Here is a 12,843-nt window from a genome sequence, read left to right as displayed (position 1 = left end):
GTAAAAGCCAGACGGGTCCCGCGCGCAAAGCGTGGGCTTTTGGTCACCGGTCGCGAACCACCGACTATGGACGCGCCGATACCGACGCCGACCGACGACGCCGGCGGAAGCCGGCGGTACGCGTTCCTCGCCATCCTCCCGTTCCTCCTGCTCGGCATCGCGGACGTCGTTCTGCTGCTCGTCTGGGGGCTGAATCCGCTGTGGGGGTTCGTCATCCTCCCGCCGATTCTGTTCATCAGCGTGCTCGGCTGGATCGCGTTCAAGTCCGGGTTCGTCGAGGACCGCGGCACCGCCGACCAGGCCTAGTCGTCGGCGACCGCTCGCACGGGTGCGCCGTCTGCATCCACGGGCAGCGGGTACGCTCGAATCGCACAACGCTGTGGGAGCGCGCCGAGGTTCCGTAGATTCTCCAGAATCAGTCGCTCGCCGCCGAGCAGCGCGTGGTGTGCCGGATAGCCCGTCGGTTCGTCGTCCGTCGCGTGCTCGGAGGGTGACGGGTCGACGCTCGGCGCGTCGAGGCCGACGTGACAGCCGAGGTCCGCACAACGCGCTGCCGCAGCAGCGGTCAGGTAGGGGTGGTCGAAGTACCGCTGGTCGCCCCAGTGCTCGCTCCAGCTAGTGTGGAAGACGAGGAGGTCGGCGTCAGTGTCGGGGACGCGGGCGACGGGAATCGGCTCGCGCGCGTCGAACGCCGTGCAGTCCACGATTCGCGCGTCGAACGCGAACGTCTCGACGTCGTACGCGCCGAGCGTCGCGCCATCCGCGAGCAGGTGTGCGGGCGCGTCGACGTGCGTCCCCGAGTGCGTCGAGCACGCGACTTCGGCGACCCGGTATCCGTCCGCCTCGAACGTCGCGTGCGGCGTCACGGCCGCCTGCGGGTCGCCGGGGTACGGCAGCCCGGAGCCGAGTTCGTGCGTGAGGTCCCACATGACACCGGCTACCACCGCCTCCGGGTAAACGTTCGCGGTGCCGGTTCGTGTAAAATCAGTAAACATTAAGCCCGCCCTCGGGCAGTACGACGTATGGGACTGGTCGCCGGCGCGCTCTACGGCGCTCTCGGGGTCGTGCTCGTCGGCACAGGATTGGTGCTCCGCCGTCAAGAGTCGATGGACGACGTCCCGCTGTACGACCGCGAGGCCGCCGAGGACCCCGCCGCACTCGCGCGCCTGCTCGGGCTATCGCTTTCGATTTTCGGCCTCGTCACGCTCGCGTTCGGCGTCGCGGAGACGTTCGACCGCACGACCGGCGTCGTCGTCGGTGGCTACGCGCTCGTCGTGCTGTTCGTCGCGCTCGTGACCGCCGTGCGCTCGCGGCGCTACGAGTGACTCAGACGTCCACCCGCCGGCCGTCCACGTACGTCGCCTCGACGCGCCGCACCGCCGAGATGTCCGCCAGCGGGTCGTCTGCGAGGACCGCGAAGTCCGCGCGAGCGCCCTCCGTCAGCGTCCCGACGTCGTTCCGCGGGAGCGTGCGCGCGGCGACCCGCGTTCCCGCCTGAATGGCGTCCATCTCCGAGAACCCGATTTCGTCCACGAGCAGCTCCATCTCCAGGGCGTTCTCGCCGTGTGGGACCAGCTCGGGCCCCATGAAGTCCGTGCCGGCGGCGATGGCGGCGTTCGCCTCGTATGCGCGCTCGACGGCCTCGACGTGGGCCTCACGCGCTTCGCGGGCTTTCTCCAACGCCCACTCGGGGACGCCGTGGTCGCCGCCGCGCTCGGTGATGCGGTACATAATCGAGAGCGTCGGGACGAACGTCCCGCCACACTCCTTCAGGAGGCTGATGCAATCGTCGTCCAGGTAGAAGCCGTGCTCGATGGTCGTCGCGCCGTTCCGGAGCGCGGCCTTGATGCCAGCGCTGCCCTGCGCGTGAGCGGCGACGTCGACGCCGGCGCGGTCGGCCTCCCGCGTCATCGCCGTGATTTCGTCGTCCGTGAACTGGCGGCGGTCGGGCGCGTCGCGCTCGCTCAGCACGCCGCCCGTGGTCATGATTTTCAGGCAGTCGACGCCGTCCCGGACTCGCTTGCGGGCTTCCCGCCGGCACTCGGCGGTCCCGTCCGCGAGCGTGGACAGCGGCGTGCCGTCGGCGACCCACTCGTGGGGGAGCCCGTGGATGTCGCCGTGGCCGCCGGTCTGGGAGATTGCGCGGCCGCTCGTGAACACCCGCGGCCCCGAAACCTCGCCGTCCGCGACCGCCTCACGGAGCCCGAGGCCGACCGTGCTCCCGAGGTCGCGGACGCTCGTGAACCCCGCGTCGGCCAACTTCCGCAGGTCCGCGGTGGCGCGGGCGGCCGCCAGCGAGTCCGGCGTGGTCGTCCAGTCGGCGACGTCCATCGAGCGCGCACCCTGAAGGTGGACGTGCGCGTCGATGAACCCGGGGACGATGGTGCGGTCCGGGAACTCGACGTGCTCGGTGTCTGGCGGTGCGTCGACGGACTCGCGGGGACCGGCCGCGGCGACGGTGCCGTCGTCCTCGACGACGAGGCGCGCGTCGTCGACGGCGTCGTCGCGTTGGCCGTCGACGAGTCGTGCGACGTCGAACACTCGCATGACTGGGGGTTCGCGCGCCACCGGGAAAGCGTTACCCTCCGTTCAGGCCGACCGCCGCGCAGCGCCGAGCGCGTCCAACGCGTCGTCGACGAGGCTCGTGTCGTACGTCCAGAAGCCGTAGAACCCGTCGCTGTGTTCCTCGGCGAGCAGTGCGCACGCCTGCTGTGGGTCGTCGCTGCCGTCGAAGACCACGAACCACAGCGACGCGACGTCCGGAATTGCGCTGCCGTGGAAGGTCACGTCCTCTGGCACGTCCACGGTGTCGTCGGGGACGCCGTAGACGTGGACGTCGAGGTCGGTGCTGGCGAGGCGCTCGTAGGTGCCGCGTTCGCCCGCGAAGTTCGACAGCCGCTGGAAGCCCGCGAACAGCCGCCCGTCGCCCGTGCGCCACGCGCGGTCCTCGATTTCGCGGGAGGCTTCCAGCATCTGGCGGTGGTTGTACGACGTGAACGTGGTGCGGTCGAGGTGCGAGAGCAGGCGGCCGTACGCGGCGTCCTCGCCGACCGACCGCGGACTCCCGTGGGTCAGGGAGCGGAGCGCGTCGATGCCGACTGCGGTGAGGAACTCGCCGTCGTCGGACAGCACCGCGTGCTCGGGGTCGCTGCCGGCGTCGGCTTCCTCGATGGCGACGTTCTGGGACACGAAGTACTCCCGGAGTTCGGGCACGACGTCCGTCCCGGGTTCCGTGTACACCGTGAGCGTCTTCTCGCGCCCCCGGACCGTCGCAACCACCTCGCGGAGGCTCATACTCCGACCGTTCCACCCCTGGTACAAATGCGTTCGGCTGGTGTGTGCCAACCCGCGAGGGCCCGCGAGATTTATGGTGGGACGACGACGGCGGTGGAACATGGAACGCGCCATCGCCGTCGTGGAAGCCTCCGACTCCGCGAAATCCCTCGTCGAAGAAGCCGGCGAACTCGCCGCGGGCGTCGACGCGGAACTCGTGTTGGTCCACGTGACGACCGACGACGAGTACGCCGAGCGCCGCGAGTCGATGATGAGCGTCCCGAGCCTCGACGTCAACTACACCGTCGACGACGCACTCGACGGCGCTGTCACCGTCGTCACGACGTGAGCGGAGCTGGGTCCCGTTCGACGACAGTGTTATGTGGTAGCATGGCTCATGATTTAGTATGCACGAGGCAACGCCGGGCCGACCAGCGTGGAGCCGTCCCGCAGACGTCGCCATTCTGACGTTCCTCGCGGGCCGCAGCGCCGAGTACCCCGCCATCGTCGCGAACCGCATCGGGATGCACACGCCGTACGTCGAGACCCGCTTCGCGGCGCTCGCCGAACGCGATCTCGTCGAACCCGTCACCGGGGAGGTCGTCTACCGCATCACCGAGCCCGGGGAGCGCGCGCTCGACGCCGGCGTCTTGCCAGAGTGAACGGCCATATACGTCCCCGCGACGAACGTCACAGTATGAACCACGAGTCCTACCTCCGGGCCGTGGACCTCCCGGAGTACACCGACCACGCGACGAACGCCGCCGAACGCGGCGCGGCGCTCGTCGCCCGCCCGCCACACGCGACCGTCGACGCCGACACCGTCGAGGACTGCTACGTCTACCCCGTCCCCGAACTCGGGCCGGATGGTACCTGTGGTGTGGGCCTCGCGGACGAACTGTACAACCTCGCGCCCATCTGCGGGCTGGAGTACGAGCCCGAACGCCTCCGCGACCACCCCAACACCGCGCGCCTGGTCGCGCTCGACGAGACGGTGCGCCGGCTCGCCGAGGAGACCAACCCCGACTGGCTCGGCGTCTACCGCCGCGCCACCAACCCCGACGGCGAGGAAGTGCTCGTCAAGGAGGCGTACGTCGGCGAGCACTCCCGCGCGGAGTTCCCGCTCACCGAGTCGTTCGCCGAACGCTCGAACAACGCCACCGTCGGGCTCACGGGCGAAGCCGTGCTCGTCGAGGACGTCGGCGACTACGACGGCCCGTATTACGAGTGCGACGACAGCGTCCAGAGCGAGTTCTGCTGTCCCATCCTCGCGGACGGCGACGTCGTCGGCATCATCGATGCGGAAGCCCACGAGCCGGACGTCTTCACGCCCGACCGCGTGCTCGCCATCGCCGGCGCGTGCGCTGCGCTCGCCGACTCGGACCTCCTGACGCCGCCGCGCGTCGAGGCCTGAGCCGGCCGCTCGCGCGTGTTTTCCCGAGACGGAGTGGCCACCGAACTTAATACGATACCGGACCTCGCTGCAACCAGAACCATGGACGACCTCACTGGCTTCCAGCGCGACCTCCTCGTCGTGACGGCGGGCCTCGAAGACCCCAACGGGCTCGACATCAAGGACGAACTCGAACAGTACTACGAGTCGGACATCAACCACGGCCGCCTCTACCCCAACCTCGACACGCTCGTCGAGAAGGGGCTCATCGAGAAGGGGCAGCGCGACGAGCGCACCAACGAGTACGAGGTCACGACGCGTGGCGACCGCGAACTCCGCGCGCGCCGCAAGTGGGAGAACCGCTACGTCCGGGACGCCGTCAAGGAGCTCGACGACGACCACCTGCTGCTCGCCAACTGAATGGCGCTCGCTGACGCCGTCGACGCCGAGGGAGTCGTCTGCGCGGTCGGGGCGGGCGGGAAGAAGTCGCTCTTGTACGCGCTCGCCGAACGGGTCGACCGCGCGGTCGTCACCGCGACCGTCCGCATCCCGATTTTCGACGAACACGTCTCCCGGGTCGTCGTCACGGACGACCCGGCCGCCGTCGTCCACGAAGCGACCGAGTGGCCGCTCGGCGTGGTGCCCGAGCGCGAGCGCGAGGACCGCTACCGCGGCTACGAGCGCGAGCGAATCGCGAGCATCTCGGATGCCGGCGCGAACGCCGTCCTCGTGAAAGCCGACGGCGCGCGCACCCGTCGGCTGAAAGCGCCGGGCGAGCACGAACCCCAGATTCCGGCCTGTGCGGACGTCGTGGTGCCGATTGCGAGCGTGCGTGCGGTCGGCGAACCGCTCTCGGAGGCCGTCGCCCACCGACCCGAGCGCGTCGCCGACCTCACGGACCTCGCGGTCGGCGACGAGATTCGCCCCGAAGACGTCGCACGCGTGCTCGCCCACCCCGAAGGCGGGATGAGAGACGTTCCCGAGGACGCGACCGCGATTCCGCTCGTGAACATGGCCGACGACGCCGCGCTCGTCCAAACCGCCACGGAAATCGCCGAGGGCGTCCACGACCGCGTGGACGTGCCCCGCGTCGTCGTCACGTCGCTGAAAGCCGACGACCCGGTGAAGACCGTCGTCTAGTCGTCGCGAGTCCAATTTCTTCGTTCGGCAAGCGCCCCGTATTCAGCAGAAGCGTGTGAACGTCAACGAAATCTGGTAGAATCTACAGAGATAAATTGGCTCACCTACCTAACGGCTGTTTCAGTGGGGGAAATTGCCAAGAAAATAGGATTTCAATAGAGCCAGCTAATCAGTAGTGGTTAGCGCGGAACACCTCTCTGCGGGCACTTCGCCGGTCAGGACGGCCATACTCTCGTGGTCGTTGACGTCAATAGAGAGTTTCAGGCAGGTGTACGACTCGCCGTTGAAGGTGAATTCGTGGCGCCACTCCTCGTCGTCGGCTAGCCGGCAGCGCATCGTGTAGACCGCTTGCTGGTGGAGTTCTTCGTGCTCGACGATTTTGTTGGCGTAGTACTCGTCGTCGCCGTTACTGTCTGTCCGTTCTGCGTTCAGTGTCACGCTCGCGTCGACCACCACTTGGTCGTCGCGTGCGAGTTGATACTCGATTGTGTGGTTGTTGGCGGAAAAGTTCGAGAATGAGATCGCCTCGATGGCGACACCTGGGGGGGCGGATTCGAGCGCTGTGCAGCCGCTGAATGAGAGTGTCCCTGCAGCGACCATCGACAGCAGCTCGCGGCGGGATTTATTCATGTGGTTTTTAATACCGTTACGATATTTTGCTTACTCAACATAGCCAGCATATGCGCTAATACGTGTCTCTATGGGGAACTCCATGATAGTAACCTCTTCATCCGATTCTATGTGTGCAGGGGTATTCTGTTCAGAGAGGTCCGCTGCTGGAACCGTTACTGGGCTTTCCATCCCTTCGCTTCGGGAGATTTCCGTATGGCGTTTTTCGATAACGTGGTCATCTGGAACAGGTGGGTCCTTTGGTTCTTGCTCTGAGTTTATCGTCTGTTGGGTCGGCCATGGTGACGGATCTGGAATCTCTCCAGAATCACTATCACCGCTATGTACTGTGATATCTGTCGTTAGTTGAGCCCAGGTATTATAGTTCGTTCCGTCATACGCCCGCAAGGAGACGTTGCACTTGGCTGTATCACTGTCTGGATCTTCAATATTCCAAAGGCAGTGGGCATTTGCCTTCTGTTTAGTGTTATTTGAGTTGAACGTCCATGTATATACTTGAGTATTATCGTATGTACCAGAGCTCGCTGATAATGCCGAGTTAAGAACGTCAGAAGCTATTATGGCGGCATTTGCCCCGGGGTTTGCCGCTGCAATTGCAGATTTAGCTAGTGTGTATACCGCGTCAGTATAATCTGCGCTAGTATTATGTTCGGGGTTTGGACTTGCACCAACTTTAAACCCTCCTGCCGGAGTATTCATCGAGGGATTGTTTCCGCTATCCCCCGTTTCCATCAGTTCAATTTCCATCTCTTTAATGCCTTCAAACTGCTCCCATTCTGATTGGCCATCATCTCGAACAAAGTGCTTGGCGTCAAGTGCGGCACCGAATCGGTGAACCCAGTTCCCGACATTATTTTTACTGGATTGTCTGTACCCGAACGCCCCTCCAATCTGGGTCTTATATTGAGTTGCATAGATGTTATCAGGGGCCGAGTAGGAATGTGAATCCCTATTTTCGGCAGCGAAATCTTTCTCTTCGTATTCGTCTGATGCTTGAGCAGCGAGGGCATCTCCTGAGATTATCGATCCACCACCAAGTGAGATAGCCGTACCTGAGAGGACGGATTTCATAATATTCCGTCGTCGTGAGCTATCTAATTCTGAACTAGCTCCATCTGTTTGGTCTTTCATACGCATTAGCAGTATTAAACCAGTTTAGTATATACTTTTCTACCATTTTAGCCTATTGAGAAATTGGTGAAATCCTGGCGATAAAAGTGAACGAACTGAGATGTCTCTTTAACACCGGTTCTAGCTAGAGGAGTGGGGACTCTCTACTACCGGCGCAACGACCCTGCTGATTCGAGGTCGGGACTACTGCTGTCGTCACGTACTGAATACAAAGTCAAACTACTACTCTCCAGCTACTGTCTGTTGTCCGTCTGACTGATTTTCAGTTAAGAAGGCTCATGCCTGGGGGAGCAAGACGAGAAGGGTAACCGTTACGCCGGTTGCCAGCACATGGTGAACAAGCAAGACAGTATCTGGTGTCGCCGACCAACGGCCAGGAGGAGGGACGTAACGAGACCGGATACGATAGTGTCTGGGATAGCTTTGTTGAACTCCTATTGTCTCGACAACTCCCCGCTGAAACAGCCGTTAGGTAGGCATCCCTACGTACCGATTCAGTCGAGACAATTCTCGCAGGAAACCACGCAACGCTACTGCGGGGCGAACCGCCCGGCCGCGTCTTCGACGGCTTCGCGCGTGTTGAGGTTCTCGAAGGATTCGAGGTCGCCAGCGGCAGCCACGTCGCTCTCGGGGACGGCGACCCAGTCCAGCGATTCGAGGGGCGCGAGAATCTTGCGGTCGCCGCGGTCGAGGGCGTCCGCGCAGGCCGCGGCCATCGCGTCAGCGCGGTAGACTGCTTGCGTCGTCTGGTACCAGCCGTCGTCCATCTCGGGGACGGCGGCGTCGTGGCCGGCGGCGCGGTCGAAGAGGAGGTCGACGACGGCCGGGTCGACGAACGGCATGTCGCAAGCGACGACGAGCGCGTACTCGCCGCTTGCTTCGCGGAGGCCCGCGGCGATGCCCGCCATCGGGCCCTCGTCGGGTTCCGGGTCCTCCGCGACGCGCACGGGGTTCGGGTAGCCGTCGAGGGCGTCGCGGTGAGCACTTCGCTGGTCGTCGCGGCAATTCACGACTAGTTCGTCGGTGACGTTGGCGAGGCGGTCGGCGACCCGGCGCAGCATCGGCATCCCGGCGAGGTCGGCCAGCGCCTTGTCGCCGTCGCCGTAGCGTGTCGAGCGGCCGCCCGCAAGCACGACTGCTGAGCGCACGGGGGAACGTCGGCGCGCCAGTCGCTTGAACGCTCCGGAGCGGCAACGCTTAACCCCGCGCAACCGTTGCCTTCGGGCATGGTCGGGGACCACGTGTTGCGCGTGCGGCTCGGTTCGGGGACCGTGTCGCGCGAGGCGATTCCGCCCGAGTGGCGACGGCGCTACGTCGGCGGGAAGGGCCTCGCCGCGCGCTACTTGCTCGCGGACACCGACGCGGGCGTCGACCCGCTCGGCCCCGAGAATCTGCTCGCGTTCGCGGTCGGCCCGCTGACCGGGCGTGCGCCCGGCGAACCCCGGTTCGCGGTCGTGACGAAGTCCCCGCTCACGGACGCCTTTCTGGATTCCTACGCCGGCGGCGACTTCGCCGCGCGGCTCGCGGGCAGTCTCGCTGATTGTCTGCTCGTGCTCGTCGAGGGCGAGCGCGACGAGCCGGGCGTGCTCGTCGTCGAAGACGGCACCGCGCGCATCGAGGACGCGCCCGAGCTCGCGGGCATGGACGCCGCCGAGACGGACGCCCAGTATCCGGACGCGGCGGTCGCGTGCGTCGGCCCCGCGGGCGAGCACGGCGTTCGGTTCGCGACGGTCGCGACGGACGGCGGCGACCACCACGCGGGCCGCGGCGGCGCGGGCACCGTGATGGGCGCGAAAGGGCTGAAGGCCGTCGTCGCACGCGGCGACGCGCCCGAGACGCCGTCAGAACTCGAAGCCGCAGACGAGGAGTTCGCGGACGCGGAGGTCGGGCGCTGGCAAGCCGCCAGCGAGACCCTCGAATCCGTCGACTTCGCGGACGAAGTCGGCGCGCTTCCAACGCGGGGCTGGCAGTCGGGGACGTTCGACGGTGCCGAGGACATCGGCATCGAGGCCGTCCGCGAAGCCAGCGTCGGGCGAGAGCGACCCGGCGAGGCCGTGCCGGGCGGGTTCCGCGTGCCCGACGGCGACGGCGAGACGGTGCCGCGGGGCGCGGCATCCATCACGCTGGGTGCCGGCCTCGGCATCAGCGACTTCGACGCGATCGCGGAACTCGGCGGGCTCTGCGACCGCCTCGGCGTGGACGTCATCAGCGCCGGGAGCGCGGTCGCGTTCGCCGCCCGAGCGAGCGAGCGCGGTGCCCTCGACAGGGACGTCGACTTCGGCGACCCCGAGGGCGCGCGGCGGCTCATCCGCGAGGTCGCCACGCGGGAGACGGCCCTCGGGGATGGGCTCGCTGACGGCGTCGTCGCGGCCGCCGACCGGCTCGGCTTCGACCAACTGATTCCCGCGGTGAAGGCGATGGAACTCCCGACGTACGACCCGCGAGCGGCCCCCGCGATGGCGCTCGCGTACGCGACCAGCGACCGCGGCGCGTGCCACCGGCGCGCCCGCCCCATCGAGGAGGCCGCGGTCGCCGCCGAGTCGTGGAGCGACGCGGACCGCGTGCGTGCGGTCGTCAGCGAGCAGAACGCCCGCAGCGCGCGCTGGTGTCTGGTCGCCGACGACTTCGCGGGCGAAGCCGCACCCGAACAGGGCGCGCGCTGGCTGCGCGCGATCGGCGTGGACGCCACCACGGAGTCGCTGGCCGACCTCGGCGAGCGCGCCTGGAACCTCACGCGGCTGTTCAACGTCCGCGAGGGCCACGACCGACAGGACGACGCGCTCCCCGAAGCGATGACCGTCCCGCTGCCGGACGGCCCTGCGGAGGGCGCGGCCGTCGACCGGGAGCAATTCGACGCGATGCTGGACGCGTACTACGACGCCCGCGGCTGGGACAGCGAGGGCGTCCCGACCGAGGCGACGCTCGACCGACTCGACTTGACGGAGATTACACAGTGACAGACCGAATCGACCTAGACGACGTCGAGGTGGAGACCGACGAAGACGAGGGTAACGACGGCGACTGGCTGTGGCGCGACGACGCGTCCGACGACATCGACGGCAACGTCGGTGGCACGCCCGCCGACAGTAGCAGCGACGGCGGGGCGGCCGCGTCCGCCGACGAACCCGAGGAGCCGTCCGGCGACTCGCAGGGCGACCGCATCCCGCACGTTCCCTACGAGTCCTCGAACAGCCCCGCGGGCATCCCGAAAGAGCACGGTGGTTCGGGTGGCGGTGCGGGTCCGGCAGAGGACCGCGCGGAAGCGCCCGAGGCCAGCGGCCCGCACGGCGGCGGCGTCGACGAGATGGCGACTGCGTACACGTACGAGGCCGTCCAGCGTCTCGTCGACCCGCGCATCGCGCTCGCCGAGACGAACGAGTGGTCCGACTGGGTGGGGCTGGTCGGCGACGTGCCGGCGCACGCCATCAACTCGTTCCTGCGCGAGCACCAGCTCGACATCGACTTCTTCAACGGTTCCGGGGACGGCCCCGCCGAGCGGCTCGCGGCCATCGGCGAGCACTCGATGTTCTACTCCGAGCGGATGGTCGTCGTCGGCACCGAGGGCGAGGAGTGGATCGCCGAGGACGCCGGCTGGGAGTTCGTCGACCTCGCCGACGCCGCGGAGAGCGCTGGCTGGGAACTCGACGACTGACGGCGCCATCTCGCGGCGACGTTCCGTGGGGGAATGATTTTTTACGCGAGAGCCCGTCCGCACGGACATGAGTCTCAGAGAGGCAATCGACCAAACCGGGTGGCTCCCCGTCGCGGTACTGCTGGTCCTGCTGTGGACTGTCGTCACTGCGCTCAACGTAGTGAACCTCACGCAGGCGTACTCGGGCGTCGTCGGCCCCTACGTCGGGCAGACGTTCGTCGGCGGCGCACTCGGGCTGCTGGTGCTGCTCGGGTTCGGCGCGGGCGTCGTCTACGTCTACGGCGAGGCCGGCGAGAACGAGCCCGCCCCCGAGTCGTTCCCGCCGTAATGATGTACGAATGCTCGCAATGCGAGAACATGACCCGCATGCCGGCCTGCGAGACGAACGCGACGACGCGCCAGTGTCCCGTCTGTGAGGAAGTGACGACGTGGCAGGTCGCCTTCGAGGGCGAGGGGCTGAGCTTCTGATGCAGTTCGAAGCAAGCGACCGCCTCGTCGCGGCCGCCGACGAGTGGGCGGACAAGCGCATGAGCGACCGCGAGGACGCGCTCGAAACGAAAGTCGAGCAGGCGCTGTTGGAGGTCGAACACCTCGTCTCCGGCGAGCAGGACGTCGAGTTCGACGTCGACGAGCGGACGGTCACCTACGAGCCGACCGACGCGCTCGCGGCGTTCCTCGACCAGCAGGCCGAGTCAGTGGGCGTCGACCCCGCGGACGTGCTGGCGATGCACGCCGACCTGTTCGCGACGGTGTTTCTCGACAACTACGACCAGGAGGAGCGCCCGCCGAACGCGCCGCCGACGGAGTAGGCGACCGCAACGTTTTCTACGCCCCCCGCACTACGGCATCACATGGCACACAAAGAGTCCGGCTGGAAACCGAAGGGCCGCGCGATGCAGTACAAAGGCGAGGACGTCACGGACCACGCCGTCGCCCCAGGCGAAATCAACGACGCCGAGCAGGAGTCCGGCGACAACGACGACGACGAGTAATTTCTTTCTACGCGACGAGGTCGCGTTCGAACGCCACGAACCCGCGGAGCACGTGGACCGCGGCGAGGTAGAACGGCTCGTCGGTGGCTTCGACGACGTCGTCGAGGTAGGCGTCCAGCCACGTCGAGAGGTGTTCGTCGAGAAACACGCGCTCGAAGCCGACGGCTTCCTCCTCGCCGGCCTGCTGGCGGCGCAGCAGGTTCCGGAGGAACAACAGTTCGACGCCGACGTAGTCGGCTTCCTCGCTAATCGACTCCGGCACCTTCCAGCCGGCGGCACCGTAGCTGGCGTCGACTTCCGCCAGCCCCGACGAGAGGAAGTCGGTGTCCTCGCGGTAGTACGTCTCGTGGGGTTGGACGGGCGGCCGCGGCCCGACGAACACCCGCGTGAACTCCTTGGCGAGGTCGTCGACGACCGCCTCGACGTCGCGGCCCTCGTTCTCCTCGACGAACTCGTGGAGGTACTCGAAGCCCGCATCGAGGTCGTCGTTGATGGAGTCGGCGGGCGTGTCGAGGCCGCCGTCGAGGAGTCGTTCGACGAACGCCGCCTCGGGGGTGTCGTAGAGTGCGTCGACGAGGTAGTCGACGAGTTCGAGTCGTGCGTCGTAGAGTGCCTGCTGGTCCAAGCTCATG

At 66.5% G+C, this 12,843-nt stretch carries 19 protein-coding genes; 12 read left to right on the top strand and 7 right to left on the bottom strand.

Going from position 1 to position 12,843, the window contains the following annotated elements; all coding sequences use genetic code 11:
• The first annotated feature begins 66 nt into the window (after positions 1-66).
• Positions 67-306 carry a hypothetical protein gene (locus tag LT974_RS04455; RefSeq protein WP_230891410.1) on the top strand — a complete coding sequence of 80 codons (240 nt, stop codon included), beginning with the start codon at positions 67-69 and terminating at the stop codon, positions 304-306.
• Here LT974_RS04455 and LT974_RS04450 read toward each other — a convergent pair.
• Positions 303-929 (bottom strand): cyclase family protein, encoded by a 627-nt coding sequence (locus LT974_RS04450; RefSeq protein ID WP_232589468.1) that lies wholly within the window; start codon positions 927-929, stop codon positions 303-305. The two genes, LT974_RS04455 and LT974_RS04450, sit on opposite strands and share 4 nt — an antisense overlap.
• A gap of 93 nt (positions 930-1,022) precedes the next feature.
• Here LT974_RS04450 and LT974_RS04445 point away from each other — a divergent pair, with 93 nt between their 5' ends.
• A complete protein-coding gene (locus tag LT974_RS04445) occupies positions 1,023-1,325 on the top strand; it encodes a hypothetical protein (RefSeq protein WP_232589467.1) in 303 nt (100 codons plus the stop codon).
• Position 1,326: 1 nt separating this feature from the next.
• Here the strand turns inward: LT974_RS04445 and LT974_RS04440 are convergent, their stop codons facing one another.
• Complete coding sequence (locus tag LT974_RS04440; protein ID WP_232589466.1) at positions 1,327-2,547, bottom strand: metal-dependent hydrolase family protein; 1,221 nt, start codon at positions 2,545-2,547, stop codon at positions 1,327-1,329.
• A 42-nt stretch (positions 2,548-2,589) separates the two neighbouring features.
• A complete protein-coding gene (locus LT974_RS04435; protein WP_232589465.1) occupies positions 2,590-3,294 on the bottom strand; it encodes a DICT sensory domain-containing protein in 705 nt (234 codons plus the stop codon).
• 100 nt (positions 3,295-3,394) lie between these two features.
• On the opposite strand from LT974_RS04435, the gene LT974_RS04430 reads away from it, so the two are divergent.
• The 5 genes from LT974_RS04430 to yqeC all read left to right on the top strand — a co-directional run bounded on the left by LT974_RS04430 (position 3,395) and on the right by yqeC (position 5,806).
• Positions 3,395-3,622, top strand: coding sequence for a universal stress protein (locus tag LT974_RS04430; protein WP_232589464.1), 228 nt, complete (start codon positions 3,395-3,397; stop codon positions 3,620-3,622).
• 58 nt (positions 3,623-3,680) lie between these two features.
• Positions 3,681-3,935 (top strand): hypothetical protein, encoded by a 255-nt coding sequence (locus tag LT974_RS04425; RefSeq protein WP_232589463.1) that lies wholly within the window; start codon positions 3,681-3,683, stop codon positions 3,933-3,935.
• A 35-nt stretch (positions 3,936-3,970) separates the two neighbouring features.
• Positions 3,971-4,687, top strand: a complete 717-nt coding sequence (locus tag LT974_RS04420) for a GAF domain-containing protein (protein WP_232589462.1) — start codon at positions 3,971-3,973, stop codon at positions 4,685-4,687.
• Between the two features lie 81 nt (positions 4,688-4,768).
• Positions 4,769-5,086: a helix-turn-helix transcriptional regulator gene (locus tag LT974_RS04415; RefSeq protein ID WP_232589460.1), complete on the top strand. Its 318-nt coding sequence runs from the start codon at positions 4,769-4,771 to the stop codon at positions 5,084-5,086.
• The gene (gene yqeC, locus LT974_RS04410) at positions 5,087-5,806 is read left to right on the top strand and encodes a selenium cofactor biosynthesis protein YqeC (protein WP_232589459.1); all 720 of its coding nucleotides are present in this window, start codon (positions 5,087-5,089) and stop codon (positions 5,804-5,806) included.
• Between the two features lie 165 nt (positions 5,807-5,971).
• Here yqeC and LT974_RS04405 read toward each other — a convergent pair whose 3' ends face one another.
• From LT974_RS04405 to LT974_RS04395, 3 genes are all read right to left on the bottom strand, one after another.
• The gene (locus tag LT974_RS04405) at positions 5,972-6,436 is read right to left on the bottom strand and encodes a hypothetical protein (protein ID WP_232589458.1); all 465 of its coding nucleotides are present in this window, start codon (positions 6,434-6,436) and stop codon (positions 5,972-5,974) included.
• Positions 6,437-6,466: 30 nt separating this feature from the next.
• Positions 6,467-7,507, bottom strand: coding sequence for a hypothetical protein (locus LT974_RS04400; RefSeq protein WP_232589457.1), 1,041 nt, complete (start codon positions 7,505-7,507; stop codon positions 6,467-6,469).
• A 590-nt stretch (positions 7,508-8,097) separates the two neighbouring features.
• Entirely contained in the window at positions 8,098-8,715 is a 618-nt protein-coding gene (locus tag LT974_RS04395) for a molybdenum cofactor guanylyltransferase (RefSeq protein WP_232589456.1), read from the bottom strand.
• A gap of 78 nt (positions 8,716-8,793) precedes the next feature.
• Between LT974_RS04395 and LT974_RS04390 the strand changes: the two genes are divergently transcribed.
• The 5 genes from LT974_RS04390 to LT974_RS04370 all read left to right on the top strand — a co-directional run bounded on the left by LT974_RS04390 (position 8,794) and on the right by LT974_RS04370 (position 12,211).
• The gene (locus tag LT974_RS04390) at positions 8,794-10,524 is read left to right on the top strand and encodes an aldehyde ferredoxin oxidoreductase family protein (RefSeq protein ID WP_232589455.1); all 1,731 of its coding nucleotides are present in this window, start codon (positions 8,794-8,796) and stop codon (positions 10,522-10,524) included.
• On the top strand, positions 10,521-11,219 hold the full coding sequence (locus tag LT974_RS04385; RefSeq protein ID WP_232589454.1) for a DUF7124 domain-containing protein: 699 nt from the start codon (positions 10,521-10,523) through the stop codon (positions 11,217-11,219). The genes LT974_RS04390 and LT974_RS04385 overlap by 4 nt, the downstream gene beginning before the upstream one ends.
• Before the next feature lie 67 nt (positions 11,220-11,286).
• Positions 11,287-11,547: a hypothetical protein gene (locus LT974_RS04380; protein WP_232589453.1), complete on the top strand. Its 261-nt coding sequence runs from the start codon at positions 11,287-11,289 to the stop codon at positions 11,545-11,547.
• Positions 11,548-11,686: 139 nt separating this feature from the next.
• Positions 11,687-12,028 carry a hypothetical protein gene (locus LT974_RS04375; RefSeq protein ID WP_232589452.1) on the top strand — a complete coding sequence of 114 codons (342 nt, stop codon included), beginning with the start codon at positions 11,687-11,689 and terminating at the stop codon, positions 12,026-12,028.
• A 42-nt stretch (positions 12,029-12,070) separates the two neighbouring features.
• Positions 12,071-12,211: a hypothetical protein gene (locus LT974_RS04370; RefSeq protein ID WP_232589450.1), complete on the top strand. Its 141-nt coding sequence runs from the start codon at positions 12,071-12,073 to the stop codon at positions 12,209-12,211.
• 7 nt (positions 12,212-12,218) lie between these two features.
• Here LT974_RS04370 and LT974_RS04365 read toward each other — a convergent pair whose 3' ends face one another.
• On the bottom strand, positions 12,219-12,842 hold the full coding sequence (locus tag LT974_RS04365; protein WP_232589449.1) for a TorD/DmsD family molecular chaperone: 624 nt from the start codon (positions 12,840-12,842) through the stop codon (positions 12,219-12,221).
• Between the last annotated feature and the right edge of the window lies 1 nt (position 12,843).

It is taken from the genome of Halobacterium noricense, from assembly GCF_021233435.1.
Classification (GTDB): domain Archaea; phylum Halobacteriota; class Halobacteria; order Halobacteriales; family Halobacteriaceae; genus Halobacterium; species Halobacterium noricense.
Note: the sequence above shows the minus strand (reverse complement) of the source record. Positions and strands in the feature narration are given on the sequence as shown.

Excerpts from the sequence above, each read along its gene's own strand:
- LT974_RS04455 (WP_230891410.1), top strand. The coding sequence starts at position 67 with ATGGACGCGCCGATACCGACGCCGACCGACGACGCCGGCGGAAGCCGG.
- LT974_RS04450 (WP_232589468.1), bottom strand. The coding sequence starts at position 929 with ATGTGGGACCTCACGCACGAACTCGGCTCCGGGCTGCCGTACCCCGGC.
- LT974_RS04445 (WP_232589467.1), top strand. The coding sequence starts at position 1,023 with ATGGGACTGGTCGCCGGCGCGCTCTACGGCGCTCTCGGGGTCGTGCTC.
- LT974_RS04440 (WP_232589466.1), bottom strand. The coding sequence starts at position 2,547 with ATGCGAGTGTTCGACGTCGCACGACTCGTCGACGGCCAACGCGACGAC.
- LT974_RS04435 (WP_232589465.1), bottom strand. The coding sequence starts at position 3,294 with ATGAGCCTCCGCGAGGTGGTTGCGACGGTCCGGGGGCGCGAGAAGACG.
- LT974_RS04430 (WP_232589464.1), top strand. The coding sequence starts at position 3,395 with ATGGAACGCGCCATCGCCGTCGTGGAAGCCTCCGACTCCGCGAAATCC.
- LT974_RS04425 (WP_232589463.1), top strand. The coding sequence starts at position 3,681 with ATGCACGAGGCAACGCCGGGCCGACCAGCGTGGAGCCGTCCCGCAGAC.
- LT974_RS04420 (WP_232589462.1), top strand. The coding sequence starts at position 3,971 with ATGAACCACGAGTCCTACCTCCGGGCCGTGGACCTCCCGGAGTACACC.
- LT974_RS04415 (WP_232589460.1), top strand. The coding sequence starts at position 4,769 with ATGGACGACCTCACTGGCTTCCAGCGCGACCTCCTCGTCGTGACGGCG.
- yqeC (WP_232589459.1), top strand. The coding sequence starts at position 5,087 with ATGGCGCTCGCTGACGCCGTCGACGCCGAGGGAGTCGTCTGCGCGGTC.
- LT974_RS04405 (WP_232589458.1), bottom strand. The coding sequence starts at position 6,436 with ATGAATAAATCCCGCCGCGAGCTGCTGTCGATGGTCGCTGCAGGGACA.
- LT974_RS04400 (WP_232589457.1), bottom strand. The coding sequence starts at position 7,507 with ATGAAATCCGTCCTCTCAGGTACGGCTATCTCACTTGGTGGTGGATCG.
- LT974_RS04390 (WP_232589455.1), top strand. The coding sequence starts at position 8,794 with ATGGTCGGGGACCACGTGTTGCGCGTGCGGCTCGGTTCGGGGACCGTG.
- LT974_RS04380 (WP_232589453.1), top strand. The coding sequence starts at position 11,287 with ATGAGTCTCAGAGAGGCAATCGACCAAACCGGGTGGCTCCCCGTCGCG.
- LT974_RS04375 (WP_232589452.1), top strand. The coding sequence starts at position 11,687 with ATGCAGTTCGAAGCAAGCGACCGCCTCGTCGCGGCCGCCGACGAGTGG.
- LT974_RS04370 (WP_232589450.1), top strand. The coding sequence starts at position 12,071 with ATGGCACACAAAGAGTCCGGCTGGAAACCGAAGGGCCGCGCGATGCAG.
- LT974_RS04365 (WP_232589449.1), bottom strand. The coding sequence starts at position 12,842 with ATGAGCTTGGACCAGCAGGCACTCTACGACGCACGACTCGAACTCGTC.